Here is a 20,323-nt window from a genome sequence, read left to right as displayed (position 1 = left end):
CGCAGGCGCCGCGTCAGAACGGCGAGGCGCGATCCAGTTCCTTGTAGTGACGGAAGATGCCGGTGGTGTTGAACGGAAGGCGGCGCGACGACTTCAGATACGCCGCAATCCATGGCACGCGCGCTACGGCGTCATGCACCGACTGGCAGCGGGGAAACGCCTTGGCGAACCCCGACATGGCACGCGGGAAGGCGTACCGCAACCCCTCGATGACCTGAAACAGCGACAAGTCGGCGTAGGACATCGCGCCTTCGGAAAGCCAACCCCCTGTGTGCGGATTGTTCTCCAGCACGCGCTCGAAGTACCCAAAGAATTTCGGCAACCGGTAATCGATCAGATCTGCCGTGCGCTTGCGCGCTTCCGCCCGTTGATTGCTGTAGTAGAGACGGCTCGCGATGGGATGATGGCCGTCGTGCACTTCTGCCACGAGATCGGCCAGGGTGAGCTGCAACTGGTTGACCCAACGGCGCGCCCGGGGTGACTCACCCACGAGGCCAAGCAAAGGCCCGAGATAGGCCAGTATGTTTGCCGTCTGTCCGATCAACTCATCGCCCACACGCAGGAAGGGCGGCGCAAAGGGAGGGTCCATGCACGCGGGATCGTCCATCGTGTGCAGCAGACCGTCCATGCCCTGTCCGGGCCGGTCGCCCTGCACGATCTCCACATACGGCGTGCCGGTGGCCTCGAAAGCGAGGCGGACGAACTCGCCGCGCCCTTGCAGGCCCGGCCAATAGAACAGCTCGAAGGTCATGTACCCTCCTCAGGCTCAGGAAGCGCCCGGCTGCATCTCCACGCGATTCTTGCCCTGTTGTTTGGCGCGATAGAGCGCCAGATCCGCCGACTCGATCAACGAGGTCGACGCCATGTGTGTACGCGGCACCAACGCGGCACCGCCGAGGCTGATCGTCACGTGGCGGCCGTTGGCCGATCCTACGTGCGGAATTGCCATCGCGTCGATCTGCGCGCGTACCTTCTCTGCAATGATCGCCGCGCCGCTCGCCGACGTGTTCGGCAGCACCATCACGAACTCCTCGCCACCGAAACGTGCCGCAAGGTCGGCCGGACGCGACGCCGCATCGGCAATCGTGGCGGCAACGCGACGCAGCACGTCGTCACCCGCGATATGGCCGTAGGTATCGTTGTATATCTTGAAGTTGTCGACGTCGATCATCAGCAACGCCATCTCGCGCTGCTCGCGCAACGCACGACGCCACTCCGCACCGAAGTACTCGTCGAAGTAACGGCGGTTCGCCAGTCCGGTAAGGCCATCGGAATGCGTGAGCCGCTGCAACTCCAGATTCGTTTCCAGCAACTGTTGCTGACTCTCGCGCAGAGCGCGGTATGCCTCGTCGCGCTGGAGCAGGTTCATGTACGAGCGCGAGTGGTAACGAATGCGAGCGACCAGCTCGATGGTGTCGGGCAGCTTGACCAGATAGTCGTTCGCCCCCGCCGAGAAGGCCTCACGCTTGACCGTCGACTCTTCCTTCGTCGAGAGCACGATGATCGGAATATCGCGCGTGAGCGGGCTGGCGCGATACTGGCGCACCAGCGACAGGCCGTCGGTGCCCGGCATGACGAGGTCCTGCAAGATCACGGTCGGGCGCGTTTGTTCCGCCACGCGCAGCGCGTCTTCGGGATTCGAGCAATAGTGAAAGTCGATATTCGCTTCACCGGCCAGCGCCCGACGGATGGCTTCGCCGACCATCGCCTGATCGTCGACAAGCAACACCATCGCCGACGAATCGTTCAGGCTGTTCTCGGCACCGAGCGCGTGCTCCACAGGCTTCGGTTGGCGGGGAGTTGTCGTCATGATTTGCGTCCTGTCATACGGTTCCAAACAGCGCCACCAACTGGGGCGCAATGGTCGGCAGCGCCAGAATCTCCGACGCCGCGCCCGCTTCGGCCGCCGCTTTCGGCATGCCATACACGGCGCTCGTCGCGCGATCCTGCGCGATCGTGATAAAGCCCTGTGTGCGCATGGCGCCGAGCCCGGATGCGCCATCGCGGCCCATGCCCGTCAGCAGCACACCGACCGCGCGCGAGCGCCAGTTCTCGGCCACGCTTCGCAGGAAGACGTCGATGGAGGGCCGATACACAGCCTCCTTCGGCTCGTCGGTATACATGCAGCGGCCGTTTGCCTCGACACGCAGGTGACGATTGCCGCCCGCCAGCAACACCACCCCCGCCGCCGGACGCTCGCCCGCCTGCGCCAGGCGCACGGTGAGCGGTGTCTGCTGATCGAGCCAGGTCGCCATGCCGGGGGCAAACGCATCGTCCACATGCTGTACGACGATCACACCCGCCGCGAAGTTCGCGGGCAGGCGTCCGAGCAGCGTGGCCAGCGCGGCCGGCCCGCCAGCGGAGGCGCCGATGGCAACCAGCGCGTCGGTGCCCGTGGCGGCAACGGGCGCGAGCGTCGGCTGCGGCACCCGCGCATCGGCCTGCTGGGCGGCGACGGCATCGATCTTCGCCAGCAGCGACGAGGCCGGACGCGCCAGATCCGACGCCCCGAGCACCGGGGTATCGACGGCGTCGACGGCACCGGCGCCCATCGCATCGAACACGAGGCTCGCATGATGGCCAACGTCCGACGTCACGATCAGAATCGGGCAGGGCGTGCGGCGCATGATCTCGCGCGTGGCGGCCACGCCATCCATGACCGGCATGACGAGATCCATCAGCACGATGTCGGGCAGCACGCTCGCGCACATCGCCACGGCCTGTGCGCCGTCGTGCGCCACCCACGCCACCTCGAATCCCGGACGTTGCGCGAGCGTGCGACGCAACGCTTCGACCGCAATGACCGAATCGTTCACGATGCCGATTCTCATGACCCCGACTCCCCGATGAGATCCACCACGGCACGCAGCAACGTGTCGTCGTGGAAGCTGCCTTTCGCGAGGTAATAATCGGCACCCGCGTCGAGTCCGCGTTGGCGATCTTCCTCGCGATCCTTGTATGAAACAATCATGACCGGCAAATCCGCCGTGCGCGCGTCGCGCTTGATGAGCGTGACCAGCTCGATGCCGTCCATGCGCGGCATGTCGACGTCGGTAATCACCATGTCGAACGTTTCGCTGCGCACGGCGTTCCAGCCATCCATGCCGTCGACGGCCACGCTGACATCGTAACCGCGCGCGGCGAGCAGTTTGCGTTCGAGTTCGCGCACGGTCAAGGAATCGTCGACCACCAGCACACGCTTGCGACCCCGGCCGCTCGCCTGCGTGGCACGCATCGGCAACCGTTCGAGCGATCCCATCTCCACGGCCTTCGCAATCGAGCGCACGAGATCGGCGGTATCGATGATCAGCAACGGCGAGCCATCTTCCGTGAGCGCGCCTGCGGCAATGTTGGGCACCTTGCCCAGTCGCGTATCCAGTGGCTGCACGACCAGCATGCGCTCGCCGAGAAATTTATCGACGGCCAGACCATACCGCGTGTCGCCTTCGCCGAACACAACCACCGGCTGATCGCCTGCCACCGACACCGGCTCGCTGCCGCACAGCACCTGCTGCGCGCTCACAAGCCCGATCTGCTTGCCGTCCAGCGTGAAGTGCGGGCGGCCTTCGAGCATGTCGATGCGCTCCTGCGGCAGCGCCAGCGTGCGCGACAGGCTCGCCAGCGGCAACGCATACGGCTCGCCGTCGATCTCCACGAGCAAGCTGCGCACCACCGAGAGCGTCAGCGGCAATTGCAGGACGAATTTCGTACCGCGGCCCGGCGTATGCTCGATGCGCACCGTGCCGCGCACCAGCGCCACCATGGCTCGTACTGCGTCGAGGCCGACGCCCCGGCCCGAAACCTCTGTCACCGTATCGCGCAGCGTAAAGCCGGGCAGCATCAGGAATTCGAGCAGTTCGTTCTCGTCAAGCTGACGTGCAGTGTCTGGCGTGACCAGTCCACGCGCAATGACCGACTGCCTCACGCGTTCGAGATCGATCCCCGCACCGTCGTCGGCCACACTCACGAGCAGCAGGCCAGCACTGTGCCGCGCGCTGAGCGTGATGACGCCCTCGGCGGGTTTGCCAGCCGCCGCGCGCTGCGCCGGACTCTCCAGTCCGTGGTCGACGGCATTGCGGAGCAAATGGCCTAACGGCGCTTCAAGCTGATCGAGAATGTCGCGGTCGACCTGAGTCTGCGCGCCGCGAATCTCCAGCCGCGCCGGTTTGCCCAGCGAGCGGCCCAGATCGCGCACCATGCGCGCAAACCCGCCCAACCGGTCGTCGAGCGGCCGCATCCGGCACGCTAGCGCTTCGTCATATAGCCGCTGCGACAATTGCGTCGAGCGCCGGTCGAATTGGTCCAGCTCGTGAATCTGCTCGGCCAGCAACGATCCCCCGACACCCAGGGCGCGCCGAAGATCCGCCAGCGCCGCGAGGAGTTGCTGACGATCGTCACCGGAACGTCCATCCACTTGCGCGAGCGCCGAACTGACCCGGTCGAGCGCATCGCCTGCTTCGTGCTGGTGGCGTTTGAGTCGTTGTAGCGATTGCGCAAACGGCTTCGACCAGCGCGAGGCCACCAGCGCTTCGCTCGATAGCCGCAACAGCCGGTTCAGACTGTCGGCCGAGACACGCAGCGCCCTCGACGCATTGTCCGCGCCTTCGTCGTGTCGCGCGTCGTGTCCGGGGGGCACATCGTGAGCGCCGATTGCCGCAGGCGAGGGGAGCGGCGTGGGGAGAAACGGCGGCTCCTGTGCCGCCACAGTCTCGGGCGCAGATCCTTCGGGGAGCGGCGTCGTCTCCATGCCATAGCTGGCGTAATCGAACGCCGTCGGCTCGGGCGATGACACAACTTCCTGCGTCGCGCCGCCCGTCAACGGGGCCAGTTGTTCGGTAAGTGCCGCAACAAAGGTGTCGATCTCCGTTTTGCCCGCGCCCTGCGCCCAGCCCGCATCGCGGCCCGGGGGATGCGCCAGTCGCATGAGCAGATCCACGCCCTGCAACAGGCGGTCGATGATCGCGACGTCGAGGACCAGCGCGCCGCGTTGCGCGGCAACGAAGGCATCTTCGAGCACGTGGGCGAGTGAGACGCCGGCCTCGACACCGACGATACGCGCCGCGCCCTTGAGCGAGTGTGCCGCACGCATGCAGGCTTCAAGACGCGAAGCATCGGTCGGTGCGCGCTCAAGCGCCAGCAGTCCGTCGCCGAGGACTTGCGCCTGCGTCTCCGTCTCCATGCGGAACAGGTCGAGCAATGTAGCGTTCTGCAAGTCGTCGCTCATGCGAGACTCCGGTCGAACGCCGCGCCAACGCGCAGCGGGTCGAGTACGCCGACGACATGGTCTCGCCAGTGCAATACCGCCACGGCAAAACCATCGCTCGCGCCCAGCGTTGTGGCAGGCGCCGCGCCCATCGTCGTTTTGGCCGGCGTGACGGTGCCGTGCACTTCCGTAACGGGAAATGCGCTCAGATGATGACCGTGACGCAGCGCCAGCAGACGTGACGTGCTCGCGCGCAACGTGTTCGATGGCGTAGGCTGCGTGGCCTGGGATGGCGGCGCCGGTTGCACGCCGAGCAATTCGCCCAGCGAGAGGCACGGCACCAGCGCGCCCCGCAAGTTGACCAGACCCAGCAGTGCACGCTGGCGATGTCCCGGCACCGAATGCCATGCGCGCATCGGCGCCACCTCTTCGATGGTCGACGCGGGTAACGCGAGCCATTCGTCGGCCAGGCGGAACAGGAGTAACGAGGGTCCGCGTGCCGTCGCTTCTTCGCCGGGAACGGCGCGCCACGGCGCCGGGTCCGCAGGCGTCACCGGCAACCGGTCGAGCAATTCCGCTGCCTGCCGATGCAAGCTATGCGCGTCGACGTTCAGCCTGGGATTCGGATGGCGTTCGCCGGACATGGGATCGGGTTCACGCGCGTTTTCACGATTTGTCATCGATGTCGGGTCCCGTCGCGATGCGCGTTGTCATGAGGTTCGGTGGCCTTTGCGCCGCCCGCATGCTGTGCGCGTCCGGCACGTTCGAGCAGACGTCTGGCACCGGCAGTGTCGCCGCGTGCGTCGAGCAGCGCCGCGCAATGCACGAGCGCTTCGTAATGTCCCGGATCGAGATACAGCGCACGACGGTAATGAATCAGCGCACCGGGTGCGTCGCCGCGCGCGTCGTCGACGAGTCCGAGCAGGTATTCCGCCTGCGCGTTGGCGCGATCGGTCGCGAGTACGTCGCGGCACAATGCGACGGCGCGGTCGAAATCGCCGGCGTCGGCGGCAACGCGTGCCTGGTCGAGCGGTGGGTGAATGTCGGCGCGGGTGGCGGCGTCGCGCGGCGCGACCGGTGGCGTAGCCGCAGATTCCGGATGCGATGGCGCAAAGGTTCGCGCACGACCACCATGCGCGACATGAACCGACTGCGGCGGGCGCTGGGCGACTGTATCGACAACGGGGGTGGCACGCGTCACGCCGGAGGCCGCGAGCGCCTGCGGGGCGCGCGCCATGCCGGCGGGCGGTACGACCACATCCTTCACCGGCCCCGTTGCGCGGAACGAGAACGCCTGTACGTGACCCGTCGTCGTCATCCCGTTGCTGGTCAACGTGCCGCCTTCGGCGGGTCCGGCGAAGAGCGTCGCACCCATGCGCATGAGACGCTCGAGTGCGGCAATCGCGCGGCGCTGCCCTTCGCGGTCGAAGTAGATCAGCACGTTGCGGAAGAACACGAAGTCGAACGTGCCCAGCCGGTCGACAAGCGACGCGTCGAACAGATTGCCCGCATGCCAGCGCACCTGCGTGCGCAGTGCCTCGACAACACGATAGTTGTCGTCTTCCTTGGTGAAATAGCGCTCGCGGAACGACATCGATGCCGGCGGCCCGCGAAACGAGTTGCGACCATACAGCCCTTCGCGAGCCACGGCGAGCGCTCGCTCGCTGATGTCGAGCGCGTCGACGGTGAACTCGTTGGCGGCGAAACCGGCGTCCAGCATTGTCATGGCGAGGGAATACGGTTCCTCGCCAGTGGCGCATGGCAGACTCAACAGACGCAATGCCTGCGTCGCGCGCATCGTGCCGTTGCGCGTGGCGCGTTCGTCGAGGGCCATTTGCGCCAGCGCAGTGAACGCCTCACGGTGACGGAAGAACCACGTTTCGGGCACCACCACGGCTTCGATCAGTGCCTGAAGCTCTTGCGGCGATTGCTGCAAATGTTGCCAGTACAGCGAGTACGAGGATGCATCGCTGAACGCCGACGACAGCGCGGCAAGCCGGGCGCGCACAGCGCGTTCGATGGCGTTTGCCCCGAGCGTTTGCGCATCGAGACCCATCGTGTCGCGCAGCAGGCGTTCGATGTCTCGCACGTGGCTCATGACGACGCCTCCGGCACCTCGGTCAGCACGTCGCGCGCGGCGTCGAACAGCAGCGCGCGAGCTTCGTCGGTGAGCAATTGATCGACGCGCACCCACTGCACAAGTCCCTCGTCGGTATCGAGTACCGGGCCGAGGTATCGGCCCTCCGGCAACTCGACGCCGCTTGCCTGAAACGCCGAAGCGTCGGCGCGCAACATGTCGGTGGCGCGCTCGACGAGAACACCAAGACGTCGCGCATCCGGGCCGGGCGCCGGGTAATGCACGAGCACCAGACGCGTGGAACGGCGCTCAGGGGCGCCCGCGCCGGTCGCGAGTCGCGTCAGATCGATGACGGGTACCGGTTCGCCGCGATAGCTGAACGCGCCCGCCACCCATGCCGGTGCTGCGGGCAGGCGCTTGAGCGCGAGCCACGGCAGCACCTCGGCCACATGATTGGCCTCGATGACGTAATGATCGGTCGCGATGGCGAAACGCAGGAACAACATGGCGATGTCCGCGAATGACGAAGAAGGCGTGGTTGACGTCAGACCAGCCCGGAGGGCGGCAGGGTCTGCACCTTGAAGCGCGATACGCCGCTCTTCAGGCCGTTGGCAACGTGATTGAGCTCTTCGATGGCCTGACTCGATTGTTGCAGCGACTCGGCCGTCTGCTGCGCTGCCTCGGAGAGCTGCACCAGCGCCTGATTGATCTGCTCGGCACCGGTGGCCTGCGCCTGCATGCCTTCGCTCACGACCTGGAAGCGCGGCGGCAGTGTCTGCACCTGCGCAATGATCTGCGCGAGCTGATCGCCGACCTGACGCATTTCGTCCATGCCGCGACGCACTTCCTCGGCGAACTTGTCCATACCCATTACGCCGGCCGACACCGCAGACTGGATCTCCTTGATCATCTGTTCGATGTCGTAGGTCGCCACCGCCGTCTGATCGGCCAGACGCCGGATCTCGGTCGCCACCACGGCAAAGCCGCGTCCGTACTCGCCGGCCTTCTCGGCCTCGATGGCCGCGTTGAGCGAGAGCAGGTTGGTCTGGTCGGCCACCTTCGTGATCGTGGTGACGACCTGATTGATATTGCCGGCCTTCTCGTTGAGGATGCCCAGCTTGCCATTGACCGAACCTGCGGCTTCCATCACGTGACGCATGGCATCTTCCATGCGCGTGAGGCCGACGTGGCCGGTGCCCGCGAGCGAGGCGGCATGATCGGCGACCCCTGCCACTTCGGTCATGGTGCGCGCCAGATCGCGCGACGTGGCGAAGATCTCGCGCGACGTCGCGCCGATTTCCGTCGTGGTCGCCGCCGTCTCCGACGCGGTGGCCTGCTGCTGACGCGAGGTCGCGGCAATCTCGGTCACCGATGTCGTCACCTGCAAGGCCGACTTCTGCGCCTGCCCGACGAGGCCGGTGAGTTCGTCCGTCATCCGGTTGAAGCCGGATTCCAGCGCGCCAAATTCGTCGCGGCGCGCGAGATCGAGACGCTTGGTCAGATCGCCCGAGCGCATGACTTCCAGAATCTGCATCACGCTCGCGAGCGGCACGCTGATCGCCCGGAACAGCAGCCAGCCGCACAGCACGGCACACGCGAGCGCCACCGCCAGCGTGATAAGCAGCATCGCCTTGGCTGCGGTCACCGCCTCGGCAATATTGTGGGTCGATTCGTCGGCAAAGGTCTTGTTGGTGTCGACCAGTCGCTGGATGGCGGAGCGGCCACGGCCCCATTCGGGATAGAGCTGATCCGAGAGCATCGAACGCGCGGCCTGCATCTGGCCGTCGGCGACCAGCTTGAGCACTTGATTGCTGATGCGGCTGTATTGCTGACGCACACCACGCACCTCGTCGTACTGCATGCGGTCGATCGAGCGGTTGACAGTCGTGCCGTAGTCCTTGACCCAGCCGTCGATCCGGGTGTCCGCGTTGCGCAGCGCGTCGAGATCGATCGTGCGAGTCTTGTCGTTCTCGTCGATGGCGACGACCTGCTGGAGCAACTGATAGCTCTCGAACCATGCGCCGCGCAGCATCGTGCTGTAGTACAGCCCCGGTGTGGAGTCGGACTCCACGCTGTACGCCTCCTGCTCGATGGCAATCAGCCGCGTATAGGCAACGCCCGCCATGAGCGCCATCAAGGCAAGGATCAGGCCAAAACTGGCCAGAATGCGATGTCGGATCGACCAGTGTTTCACGCCGCGCTCCCGTTCGTTGTTCACGCCCGGTGCCGGGGGAGGGCGACGCGGGCCTTTTGAGTTACGCCGATTCTATTACAGCGGCCTGGCCGGACAACGCCGGTCAAGCCCTGTATTTGGGATTATTTCTGAATTCAGCGACCCGGCTGACGGTAGCGTCAGCCCCAACGAGGCCCGGAGGTGGGCTCAGCGAGTCAGTTCACGCAGCGCGTCAGCAGTCATGGGCGCCAGTGCGAGCGGGGTTGCCGCCACGGTCAGCGCGCCGAGCGACGCGGCATTGTCCGGCGAGACGCTGCCGTCCGGCAGATAAAGATTGTTTTCGAAACCGATGCGAGCGTGGCCGCCCAGCAACACCGCCGCCAGCGCACACTCCGCCTCGCGCGGGCCGAAGGCACACATCGCCCACTGCGTTGCGGTGGCGGGCGTTCCCAGTGCTTGCGCGCCGGTCTCCCATGCCGAGAGGAAGGGCAACAGATCCGAGGGCGACGACAACTGCCCCTTGCTATACCGGCCCAACACGAACAGCACCCAATGACGGCCCTCGCGGATCGCCCCGCTCGCGCGCAGGCGCCAGTAATGCGCCACGTCCTCGGTGTCGTAAAGGATGTACTGCGTAACGATGTTCTCCTGCCAGAGCCATGCGAAGAACGCTGCCGCCGCCGGGGCGTGGGCCGCGTCGGGCGACACTTCGCGCAACGCCACCGAAATGGCTTCGGGATGCAGGGCGCGCACGGTCGCGATCTGCTGCGCCGGCGTGTAAATGCCAACGGCCTCGGTCGTCACCTGCAAGACGAGTTCGCGGCCGACGGCGCGCTGCACGGCGTCGATCCCCGCCGTGTAGTCCACCACTTCGAGACTGTGCGTGCCATCGGCTTTGCGCACATGCAGGTGGATCATCGCTGCGCCCGCATCCAGACACGCTTTGGCGCACGCGCCAAGCTCCGCCGGGGTCATGGGCAATGCACGGTGGTCGGTGTGCGTGCGGCGCGCGCCGTTGGGGGCGACCGCCAGAGCAAAAGCCCGCGTCATGCGATACCTCCGGCTTTCACGCCGGTCACGTCGGCCACGGCCATCGCCAACCGTTCGACGATGCGATCGATGTCGTCCGGCTGGCAGATGAACGGCGGCGCGATCAGCGCATGGTCGCCGTGAACGCCGTCAACGGTTCCGCCCATCGGATAGATCAGCAAGCCCCGTTCCTTGGCGGCGGCCTTCAGGCGCGCATGCGTCTTGTCGGCCGTCGGCAGCGTCTGCCGGGTTGCCCGATCGGCCACAAACTCGACGCCGACGAAAAGCCCCCTGCCGCGCACATCGCCCACGTTGGGGTGATCGGCGAAGACTTCGCGCAAACGGGCGCGAAGTTGTTCACCGCGCGCCTTCACGTTCTCCAGCAGATGGTCTTCGGCAATCGTGCGCTGTACGGCCAGTGCGGCGGCGCAAGCCATCGCATGGCCCAGATAGGTGTGACCGTGCTGGAAGAAGCCCGAACCACCGACCACGGCGTCGTAGATCTTGTCGGAGCAGAGCATCGCGCCGATGGGCTGGTAGCCCGCGCCCAGCCCCTTGGCGATGACCAGAATGTCCGGCACCACGCCATCTTCTTCGCAGGCAAACAGGTAACCCGTGCGGCCCATGCCCGACATCACTTCGTCGAGCAGCAACAGCACGCCGTACTTGTCGCACACGGCGCGAATACGCTTGAAGTAGTCGCCCACCGGCGGCACAGCGCCGGCAGTGGCGCCCACAACGGTCTCGGCCACGAAGGCAATCACCGTGTCGCCGCCGAGTTCGACGATCTTCGCTTCGAGCTCGTCGGCCAGGCGCTGCACGTAAGCCGCATCGCTTTCGCCGTCGAACCGCTCACGATAGGCAAAGCACGGCGAGACGTGATGCGCCGGCACCAGCAGCGGGAGGAACGGCTCGCGGCGCCACGCGTTGCCGCCGATGGCCAGCGCGCCGAGCGTGTTGCCGTGATAGCTCTGACGGCGGGCGATGAAGTACTGACGCTGTGGTTGCCCGATCTCGACGAAATACTGGCGCGCCAACTTGAGCGCCGCCTCCACGCCTTCCGATCCGCCGCTGACGAAATACACGTGATTCAGATCGCCGGGTGCGCTCGCAGCCAGCGTGTCGGCCAGATGTTCGGCAACCTCGGTTGTGAAGAACGACGTGTGCGCATAGGCCAACTGCGCCGCCTGCTGCTGCATCGCCTCGATCACGCGGGGATGACCGTGCCCAAGACACGAAACCGCTGCGCCGCCGCAGGCGTCGAGATAGTGCTTGCCGGTGCTGTCGATCAGCTCGATTCCCTGGCCGCCGACCGCGACGGGCAACGTCTGGCGCGGATTGCGGTGAAACACGTGAGTCATGCCTGAACCCCTGACGGAAAGATGACGCGTCGCGCGATGGCCCCGGCCACCGACATGCGGACGATGTTGCTGAGTGTAGGCCCAACATCGCCGCTTTGCAACATATGTTTCATGTGTTTTATCATCGCAACACTTCGCGCAATCCCATTAGCACACTCGATGCTTCGGCGCAGCCCACACGCCCCAGGGAAAGCGCGTGCGCGGCCGGGGCATTTCATGCAACAATCGTTACATTATTTCGTCGCCGTGTTGCCATCCCCCAATGACAAAAGCCACAGCGCTGCCGCAGACGCTCGAACAACTCAACACGCAATTGCGTGAGCGCTATCCCCATCTCAGTCCGCAATTTCAGGCGGGCGCGCGTTTTCTGCTCGATCACCCGCAACGCGTGCCGATCAGTTCCATGCGCGCGATTGCCGCCGAGGCCGGCGTGCAACCTGCAACGTTCGTGCGGCTTGCGCAGCATCTCGGCTTCGACGGCTGGCATGGTTTGCGCGAACTGTTTCTCGAATCCATCCGTCTCGGGCCGCAGCCGTATGCGAGCCGCGCGCGGCAGGTCATTCGCGAAGGCGACGCTGCGCGCATGGTGCCCGAGATGTTCCGCGTGCAGCACAACAACCTCGACCTGACCGAGGCGGGCGCAAACGCGTCGCTGGGTGCGGCGGTCGATTTGCTCGCCAATGCGGGCACCGTCCATGTGGCCGGTTTTCGGGCGTGCTTCCCCATTGCGTTCACCTTTCAGTATGTCTATCGGCTGTTCCGGCCGACGGTGCATCTGATTCGTGGCGAGGCAGGCACGCTGGAAATGGAATTGCGCGCGCTCTCGGCGCGCGATGTCGTTGTCGTCATCAGCTTTGCGCCGTATTCGAACGAAGCGCTGATCGTCGCGCGCGCTGCGCGGGCGGCGGGCGCACGCGTGCTTGCCCTCACCGACTCCACCGTCTCGCCGCTCGCCCTCGACGCCGACGTGACCGTGCTTTTCTCGCATGAGAGCCCGTCGTTCTTCCCATCGATCACGGCGGGCATCGCGGTGGTGGAAACGCTCGTGGAAATGCTGCTCGCCCGCAAGGGACGCGGTGCGGTGCGCGCGCTGGAACTCGCAGAAGACCAGTTGCACGGTACCGGCGCGTACGTCAGTCCAGCCAGTCCGGCCGGCGGCCCGGCAGGCGGTGGCAGTGCAACGGGGGGCGGCCGCGTTAAACCGGACGCGTGACCGATGTCGTCTCGCGACGCAGCGTCACCGCCAGGGCAACGCTGCCCGCGATCAACGCCGCAGTGAACAGCGACAGGGCGACAGGCATGCCGAAGTGGTCGGCAAGCCAGCCGCTCGTGACCACGGGCACCGAAAAGCCGAAGTACGCGAAGAGGAAATACCCGGCCGCCGCCCGCGCACGCAATGCTGGCGCCACCGCCGCATTGACGGCCGCCAGTCCCCCCAGATACGTGAAGCCGTAGCACGCGGAACTGGCCACAGCCGCACCGACGAGCAAGGCGGGCAGATTGGCGTAAGTCACGCCCAACGCCAGCACAACGAAACCCAGCGGCACCAGCACGAGGCCAATGCGGACGGCTTTCACCGGCGCCATTCGTCGTGCGGCAGGCTGGAACAGCAATCCCGTCGAGATGACGAAGAACGTGGCGAATCCGGCCCACGCCGCATGGCCATGCGCCGCTAGCGCGGCCGGCACGACACCGATCACGACCCCCACTGCCGCCCACGCGAGAAGAATGGCCACCCCCAGCGGTACGGTGCCGGGAGCAAGCACCGGCCAGCGCAGCCACGGTACGTTCGGATGACGCGCCGGCGCGGGCAGCGCCGCCACTGCGAACGCGGCCACGAAGGCCAACGGCGGGTATGCCCACAAGCTCACCGGCGGCAGCATCGAAGGGGCCACGACGAGGCAAATGCCGGTGACCAGCGCCCCTGTGCCGAAACCCAGCGACGTCGCTGCCGCCACGAGTGCAGCCCCCCGTGTCGCGGCATCCTCACGATCGCCGTACAACTCCGTCATGAACGCTGTGCCACTGCCGGCCACGAGTCCCGTCGCCACACCGTAGCACGCGCGTGCGCCGCCAAGCCCGACGAGCGTCGGCCAACGCAGCGTCAGCCAGGTACCCGCCAGTGCAAGTAATAGCGCCACGGCCAACGGCAAGCGGCGTCCCACGCGATCGGACAATCCCGCGAGAAGCAGCAGCGTCGGCACGAGCGCACCGACATAGCAGGCGAAGGCAAGCGCCTGTGCGCCCGTGCCGGCACCGCTCGCCGCCGCGTAATGCGGCACCAGCGGCGCCTGCAGATTGACGGCGAACGTCACGAGGAATAGCGCAAGAGCAAGCAGCGGGATCGCCCAGCGGGGTCGCGCCGGAGCAGGCAACCGAAACGTGGCATCGGGATGAGCGTTGGCGCGAGGAGCAGGGCGAGACATGCGATACACCTTGGGGAACGACGGTGAAGGGATCTGCGCGGGAGCGCGGGGGCACGATATGCACCATCAACGCAGTATTGCTACGGCGCCAATCCGGTGCAATTATTGAATTGTCCTGAGATCAATTTCCCCCCACCCGTCATGGCCGCTCCCACCCGTTACCCTGATCATGTCGAGCGTCTCACCAAAGCCATCGTGTCCGGCGATCTCGCGTCGGGCACGCGTCTGCCGCCGCAGCGCGACTACGCCGACGCCCACGGACTTGCCCTCTCCACCGTCACCCGGATCTACGCCGAACTGGCGCGGCGCGGCCTCGCCGTCGGTGAAGTGGGGCGCGGCACCTTCGTGCGCTCGCCTGCCGTGGGTGCCGCCGCGGCGTTCGCGCAGTGGGCGCCGGCGCCCGGTGGGCTCGGGGGCGTCGATCTGGCGTTCAACTACCCGGTGTTGCCCGGGCAGACCGAGGCATTCCGGCAGGCGTTGAGAGAGACGGCGTCCGGCGGCGACCTGAGCACATTGCTCTCGCACGCGCCACACGACGGGCATCCGTCCGATCGCCGCGCGGCGGCGCAGTGGCTATCCCGGCGCGACGGTGTCGACGTGTCGCCCGATGCCCTGGTCGTCTGCGCAGGCGGTCAGCATGCGCTCGACGTGTTGCAACTGGCTCTGTGCCGCGCGGGGGAGCCCGTCGCGGTCGAAGCGCTGACGTATCCCGGCTGGAAGGCACTTGCCGCCATGCGCGACATCCCTCTCGCGGCCGTACCGATGACAGCCGACGGCCTCGATCCGTCGGCACTCGACGCGATCTGTCGCGCACATGCGGGACGCTTGCGCGTTGTCTACACGATGCCGACACTGCACAACCCGCTGGGAAGTGTGATGCCGCTCGCGCAACGGCTGGCACTGGTCGAGGTGGCGCGACGTCACGATCTGCTGCTGGTGGAAGACAGTGCCTATGGATTTCTCGTGGCCGACGCGCCGCCGCCGCTTCGGTTGCTTGCGCCCGAGCGCACCTTCGAGGTTTGCAGTCTGTCCAAACCGGCCGCGCCGGGGCTGCGCATCGCCTATCTGACCGGGCCTGTGGGGTGGTTACCACGCCTGCACGCGGCCATGCGCGCGAGTGTGTGGAGCGCCGCGCCGTTGATGGCGCAACTGGCGTCGCGCTGGCTGGACGACGGCACCCTCGATCTCTGGATCACGCGCAAGCGGGCGCTGGCCCGGCAGCGTCAGGCGATCGCGCAGGCTTGCTTCGCAGAGCTCGGCGCGACGGGTTATGCCGGGGCGTTTCATCTGCTGCTGCCTGTGCCTGCGCCCACGCGCTGCGACGACGTGGTGGCCACCCTGCAAACGCAGGGCATTGCCGTGACGCCGGTCGATGCGTTCGCCGCGCCGGGACAGGCGGCACCGGCGGCGATTCGCGTCGCCCTGGGTTCACCGGCCAGCGATATTGCACTGGAAGGTGCGCTGGCGCGGGTCGCCGATGTCCTGCGTGCTGCCGTTCGCCAATGATTCGCCGGGATGACGTGGCTCGCGGTTTCTTTTATGATCGACGTGCTTCCTGCGGCCGAGCCGTCGGAACAAGACCCGACACGGTCTCGTGCAGGCCCCCGTTTTCTGTCGACAATCTCAAGGACTCCGAATGTCGCATACTCATTTGTCGCGCTTCCGCTCGATCGCGCTCGGCACGGCACTCGCCGTCGGGGCCGGCCTGGCCGCCCCCGCGTTCGCCGCCTCCAATCTCATGTTCATGAGCAACTCGCCGCTGGCCTACATGAAGAAGGCCGATAACGAGTCGCTCGCCAAAGCCGCCAACGAAGTCCTGTCCACCAAGCAAGACAACGAAACCGTCGAGTGGGCCAACAAGGGCACGCGCAATCCGGTGGCGATCACGGCACATCTCACGCCGACCAACACCCAGAAGGACGACACCAAGACCTGCCGCGACCTGATCGTGCTGCTCGGCGCGAAGGGTCAGGAAGTCACGCTCAAGTTGCCCGCCTGCAAGCAGGGCGACGCCGGCCGCTGGGAACTGCAGAAGCGCGGCACGCCGTAATCGATTCCGCCATGCCTTCGTAGGACAAAAAACGCCGGCCCCGAAATTTTCGGGCCGGCGTTTTTCATTGCGTCGCCGACGAACGGGCGCCGGCGCATCGTTCACATCGCGATGTCAGGCCGCCGCCATCGTCTTCTTGCCTTCGACGTCCGGCAGCAGAATCGTCACGATCCCCAACAGCGGCAGATAGGCGCACACGTGGTAGACGAAGTCGATGCTCGTCGAGTCGGCGAGTTGCCCCAGCACTGCGGCACCCACGCCTCCCATCCCGAACGCGAAACCGAAGAACAGCCCCGATACGGTACCGACCTTGCCCGGAATCAGCTCCTGCGCATAGACGAGAATCGCCGAGAATGCCGAGGCGAGAATCAGGCCGATCGCGACCGTCAGAATGCCCGTCCAGAAGAGATTGGCGTACGGCAGCATCAACGTGAAGGGCGCCGCGCCGAGGATCGACCCCCAGATCACATACTTGCGACCGATCTTGTCGCCCAGCGGGCCGCCGATCATCGTGCCGGCCGCCACAGCGAACAGGAACACGAACAGATGCACCTGCGCGCTTTGCACCGATACGTGGAACTTGCTGATCAGATAGAACGTGAAGTAGCTGCTGATGCTCGCGAGATAGAAGTACTTCGAGAAGATCAGCACCAGCAGAATACCGATGGCGAACATCACCTTGCCGCGCGTCAGATGCGCGTGGCCGCCACGTCGCGCGGCCGGCTTGCCTTTGCTTGCGGCGCGCTGCGCTGCATACCAGCGGCTGACCTGAAACAGCACCACGATCGCCACGAGCGCCGCCACGGAAAACCACGCCACGCTGCCGCGACCGTGCGGCGCAATGATCAGCGCAGCGAGTAACGGGCCCAGCGAAGAGCCGACGTTACCGCCCACCTGGAAGAACGATTGCGCCATGCCGTGGCGTCCACCCGAGGCCATGCGTGCCACGCGCGACGACTCCGGATGGAACACCGACGAGCCCATACCGACGAGCGCCGCCGCGACCAGCAGCACGCCGAAGTTCGGCGCCACGGCCAGCAACAGCAGACCCACGAGCGTAAAGCCCATGCCCACCGGCAGCGAATACGGTTTCGGATGCTTATCCGTATATAGCCCCACGACCGGTTGCAGCAGCGACGCGGTGATCTGATACGTGAGCGTGATCAGGCCGACCTGACCGAAGCTCAGATCGAAGCTCGCCTTGAGCAGCGGATAGATCGCGAGGATCAACGACTGAATCATGTCGTTGAGCAAGTGAGAGAAGCTGATCGCAGACAGCACGCGGAACGCTGTGCCCTGCGCGGCCGGCGAGGGGGCGCCGGGAAGGGTAGTTGCAGGTTGACTCGACATGGGAGGAAGGATTGACGTCAAAGGCTTTGGAAAACGCAGTCTTTCCGGCAGCTTTCGTGCAGATATACGTGAAAGTTGGGATTTATCCCATTTTTGACCGGAAATTGAATAAGTGAAGTGTAGAGCATGCGTAAATCGTCGTTACGCCAAGTTTTGTCGCGATTCCGCCATCCCCAGCCCACCGCTGTATGCGTTGTCGAAGCCGACAAGGCACGCTCGACAAGGCATTGGACAAAAGGGTCCGTGCCCACCACCTTAGAGCCGATCAAGCCCGCGTTTGCCGGAGGTTGTCCGGGTTTATCGGGCGTTGGTCGCCGCCGGGGATTCGTGTAGAGTCGATTGGCGAGTTGTGCCATGCAACACCAAGCACACATACGGGCCCTACTCCTTCCTTGGTTGGCGGCAAAACATGATTCAACACTCCAGAGTCGTGCAGTGGCTGGTGACCGGGCTCGTCGTGACGGCCACGCTGCTTGTCGTGCTGTTGCTCGGTTGGCTACGCGTCGTCAGTGCGTCGCAGGGGATCTTGCAGGAGGAAGCCGAGCGCCAGCGCGACGCGCTCGAGCGCATCGTCGACCGAGCCGACGCCACCCTGCAGGGAGCCACCGCCTGGGTCGGACGCAACTGCAACGAAGTCAGCAGCGCGCTTCAGGCCGAGGGCACACTCAGCCCCTACTTCCGTTCCATCTGGCTTATCTCGCACGGGAAGATGTATTGCTCGTCGGTCCTTCGCAGCGACGAAGCCATCGATATGCCGCTGCCCAACGACCTGGTGCCAATGCTCGCGGGCACGCGTGCCATTTTTGTCCCCAGCACGCCTTACGTCCGCGACTCCCCTGCGCTCGCGATCTTCGTTCCCACCTCCGCCACCGACGGCGTGCTGGGATTCATCGACGGCGTGTACCTGAGCGAGTCATTGCATAGCGTGAAAAACAGCGATCTCGAATGGACCGCGATGACCATCGGGAAGCTTTCCCTCACCTCCGAGGGCACAAGACTCGAGTCGGCCGCGATTGCGACGCGCGGCGCGCAAATCACCCTCGGCTCGGAACTCTTCGCCACATCGGTCGCCGGCAGCCCGTCTCTGACTCGCTGGCTGATTGCGAATTACGCCCCCATCTACCTGTCGTTCGGGATTGTCATCGCGGTCCTGCTGGGCATTCTGGTCTTCCGCCATCTCAGCGCCGCGCAATTCATGCGCCGGCAAATCGCCCTCGGTATCAAACGCAACGAATTCAAGGTGTATTACCAGCCGGTGATGGAACTGGCGACGGGACGCTGCTCCGGCGCCGAAGCGCTGGTGCGCTGGCACCATCCGGAGGCTGGTCTGGTTCGGCCCGATGCCTTCATCCCCATCGCGGAAGGCAACGGCCTGATTATCGAGCTCACCCGCTCACTGCTGAAGATCATTCGCAATGACGTGTCGAAGGGGGCGCTGCCGCAGGGCTTCCACGTAGCGATTAATCTTGCCGAGCGACACTTGCGCGACACCACCATCGTGCAGGACATCGAACGGATCTACGGCTCGCTCAACGACACGTATCCGCTGGTCGCCGAGATCACCGAACGTTATGTGATCCGCGATTCGGCGGCGGCGCGCAACGTGATGGCGGAGCTCCAGCGCCGCGGGATCGAAACCGCGCTCGACGACTTCGGTGCAGAGAACAACTCCATCGGCTACCTGAAGCGATACGACTTCAACTATCTGAAGATCGACAAGGAATTCCTGCCCGTCACCGAAGACGATGTGGTCACACGCAACATCTGCGACTCCATCATCAATCTGGCCGAGCGAATGGGGATGACGATCGTTGCGGAAGGTGTCGAGAGTGAGATGCAGGCGAGTTATCTGCGCGAGCGCAATGTCACTTATGCGCAGGGATATCTGTTCGCACGTCCGATCTCGTTCGACGAATTGGTGCCGTTTGCCATTGCGCATGCGGGCGCGGGACTCACGACCGTGAAGCCGCATGCTGCGACGGTCACGTCGATTACGTCTGTCACGCCGCATCCCCCCGTCCAGCAACACAAGGCGGTTTGAACATCATCAGCGCGGCGCACGAAAACGCCTGGCCGGGAAACATAACCGGCCAGGCGTTTTGCCTGACGGTACTGCAATGAGGTCAGAAGACCAACTGCGGCATGTTGCTACGCGGTGCCGGCATGGCTGCCGCCCGCGTACTGTCCCTCATCTCGGCGCGCAGCAACCATAATCGCTGTGCGACGAACCTTCTGAAGCGCATTTCACCCGCGGAGAAAGAGATTTGCATCTGATGTCGCTTGCCGTTGGGCAGCGTGCGAACCAGACGATAGTATCGAGCCCCGTCAACCGTTTCCTTGATATTCCTGACGCGCATCATTTCACCCCGTTTCTGTTGTGTCAGGTGAGTGGGCACTTCGGCAAACGTCGCATTCCCGGTCAATCTGCATCCGGCCTGAATGTCAGCCTGATGCGATACCGACCGGCATTGGGGGGGCATGCGGCGAAATTCAATGTAGAGGAGAAACGTCCCCCATTCGTCCCCCAAATGCACGACCAAAGCGCGCTTCGTTGGTGCGCCGCAACACTTCCCCGTCCAGCGTTGGTTTTCGCGGGTTCGCCCGCCCTCTACAATGCGGCCACCTGCTGGGTTTGATCGAAAAAATCATTATGG

At 65.1% G+C, this 20,323-nt stretch carries 16 protein-coding genes; 4 read left to right on the top strand and 12 right to left on the bottom strand.

What is annotated here, in order from left to right:
* Positions 1 to 13: 13 nt before the first annotated feature.
* From PI93_RS00675 to PI93_RS00630, 10 genes are all read right to left on the bottom strand, one after another.
* Complete coding sequence (locus PI93_RS00675; RefSeq protein ID WP_039375016.1) at positions 14 to 751, bottom strand: glutathione S-transferase; 738 nt, start codon at positions 749 to 751, stop codon at positions 14 to 16.
* Positions 752 to 766: 15 nt separating this feature from the next.
* A complete protein-coding gene (locus PI93_RS00670) occupies positions 767 to 1,810 on the bottom strand; it encodes a diguanylate cyclase (protein ID WP_039375014.1) in 1,044 nt (347 codons plus the stop codon).
* A gap of 13 nt (positions 1,811 to 1,823) precedes the next feature.
* Positions 1,824 to 2,831: a chemotaxis response regulator protein-glutamate methylesterase gene (cheB, locus tag PI93_RS00665; RefSeq protein ID WP_039375012.1), complete on the bottom strand. Its 1,008-nt coding sequence runs from the start codon at positions 2,829 to 2,831 to the stop codon at positions 1,824 to 1,826.
* Positions 2,828 to 5,224 carry a hybrid sensor histidine kinase/response regulator gene (locus PI93_RS00660; RefSeq protein ID WP_039375011.1) on the bottom strand — a complete coding sequence of 799 codons (2,397 nt, stop codon included), beginning with the start codon at positions 5,222 to 5,224 and terminating at the stop codon, positions 2,828 to 2,830. The genes cheB and PI93_RS00660 overlap by 4 nt, the downstream gene beginning before the upstream one ends.
* Complete coding sequence (locus PI93_RS00655; RefSeq protein WP_052241074.1) at positions 5,221 to 5,883, bottom strand: chemotaxis protein CheW; 663 nt, start codon at positions 5,881 to 5,883, stop codon at positions 5,221 to 5,223. The genes PI93_RS00660 and PI93_RS00655 overlap by 4 nt, the downstream gene beginning before the upstream one ends.
* Entirely contained in the window at positions 5,880 to 7,301 is a 1,422-nt protein-coding gene (locus PI93_RS00650) for a CheR family methyltransferase (protein WP_039375010.1), read from the bottom strand. Before PI93_RS00650 ends, PI93_RS00655 begins: the two co-directional genes overlap by 4 nt.
* Positions 7,298 to 7,786: a chemotaxis protein CheW gene (locus PI93_RS00645; RefSeq protein WP_039375008.1), complete on the bottom strand. Its 489-nt coding sequence runs from the start codon at positions 7,784 to 7,786 to the stop codon at positions 7,298 to 7,300. The genes PI93_RS00650 and PI93_RS00645 overlap by 4 nt, the downstream gene beginning before the upstream one ends.
* 38 nt (positions 7,787 to 7,824) lie before the next feature.
* The gene (locus PI93_RS00640) at positions 7,825 to 9,474 is read right to left on the bottom strand and encodes a methyl-accepting chemotaxis protein (RefSeq protein ID WP_039375061.1); all 1,650 of its coding nucleotides are present in this window, start codon (positions 9,472 to 9,474) and stop codon (positions 7,825 to 7,827) included.
* 186 nt (positions 9,475 to 9,660) lie between these two features.
* Positions 9,661 to 10,503, bottom strand: a complete 843-nt coding sequence (locus tag PI93_RS00635; protein ID WP_039375007.1) for a BKACE family enzyme — start codon at positions 10,501 to 10,503, stop codon at positions 9,661 to 9,663.
* Positions 10,500 to 11,843 (bottom strand): aspartate aminotransferase family protein, encoded by a 1,344-nt coding sequence (locus tag PI93_RS00630; RefSeq protein ID WP_039375006.1) that lies wholly within the window; start codon positions 11,841 to 11,843, stop codon positions 10,500 to 10,502. The genes PI93_RS00635 and PI93_RS00630 overlap by 4 nt, the downstream gene beginning before the upstream one ends.
* A 262-nt stretch (positions 11,844 to 12,105) precedes the next feature.
* On the opposite strand from PI93_RS00630, the gene PI93_RS00625 reads away from it, so the two are divergent.
* Positions 12,106 to 13,056 carry a MurR/RpiR family transcriptional regulator gene (locus tag PI93_RS00625; RefSeq protein ID WP_052241073.1) on the top strand — a complete coding sequence of 317 codons (951 nt, stop codon included), beginning with the start codon at positions 12,106 to 12,108 and terminating at the stop codon, positions 13,054 to 13,056.
* Here the strand turns inward: PI93_RS00625 and PI93_RS00620 are convergent.
* Positions 13,040 to 14,269, bottom strand: coding sequence for an MFS transporter (locus PI93_RS00620; protein ID WP_080759476.1), 1,230 nt, complete (start codon positions 14,267 to 14,269; stop codon positions 13,040 to 13,042). The two genes, PI93_RS00625 and PI93_RS00620, sit on opposite strands and share 17 nt — an antisense overlap.
* A 141-nt stretch (positions 14,270 to 14,410) precedes the next feature.
* Between PI93_RS00620 and PI93_RS00615 the strand changes: the two genes are divergently transcribed.
* Together PI93_RS00615 and PI93_RS00610 are read left to right on the top strand one after the other, a co-directional pair.
* Positions 14,411 to 15,775 carry an aminotransferase-like domain-containing protein gene (locus PI93_RS00615; protein ID WP_039375004.1) on the top strand — a complete coding sequence of 455 codons (1,365 nt, stop codon included), beginning with the start codon at positions 14,411 to 14,413 and terminating at the stop codon, positions 15,773 to 15,775.
* 130 nt (positions 15,776 to 15,905) lie between these two features.
* Complete coding sequence (locus tag PI93_RS00610; RefSeq protein ID WP_052241072.1) at positions 15,906 to 16,319, top strand: hypothetical protein; 414 nt, start codon at positions 15,906 to 15,908, stop codon at positions 16,317 to 16,319.
* Between the two features lie 114 nt (positions 16,320 to 16,433).
* On the opposite strand, the gene PI93_RS00605 is transcribed toward PI93_RS00610, so the two are convergent.
* The gene (locus PI93_RS00605) at positions 16,434 to 17,669 is read right to left on the bottom strand and encodes an MFS transporter (RefSeq protein ID WP_039375003.1); all 1,236 of its coding nucleotides are present in this window, start codon (positions 17,667 to 17,669) and stop codon (positions 16,434 to 16,436) included.
* Between the two features lie 409 nt (positions 17,670 to 18,078).
* On the opposite strand from PI93_RS00605, the gene PI93_RS00600 reads away from it, so the two are divergent.
* Complete coding sequence (locus PI93_RS00600) at positions 18,079 to 19,710, top strand: EAL domain-containing protein (RefSeq protein WP_039375001.1); 1,632 nt, start codon at positions 18,079 to 18,081, stop codon at positions 19,708 to 19,710.
* Positions 19,711 to 20,323: the final 613 nt, after the last annotated feature.

The organism is Pandoraea fibrosis (genome assembly GCF_000807775.2).
In the GTDB taxonomy this organism is placed as follows: Bacteria; Pseudomonadota; Gammaproteobacteria; order Burkholderiales; family Burkholderiaceae; genus Pandoraea; species Pandoraea fibrosis.
The sequence above is the reverse complement of the archived record's forward strand: the minus strand, read 5'-3'. Positions and strand labels throughout refer to the sequence as shown.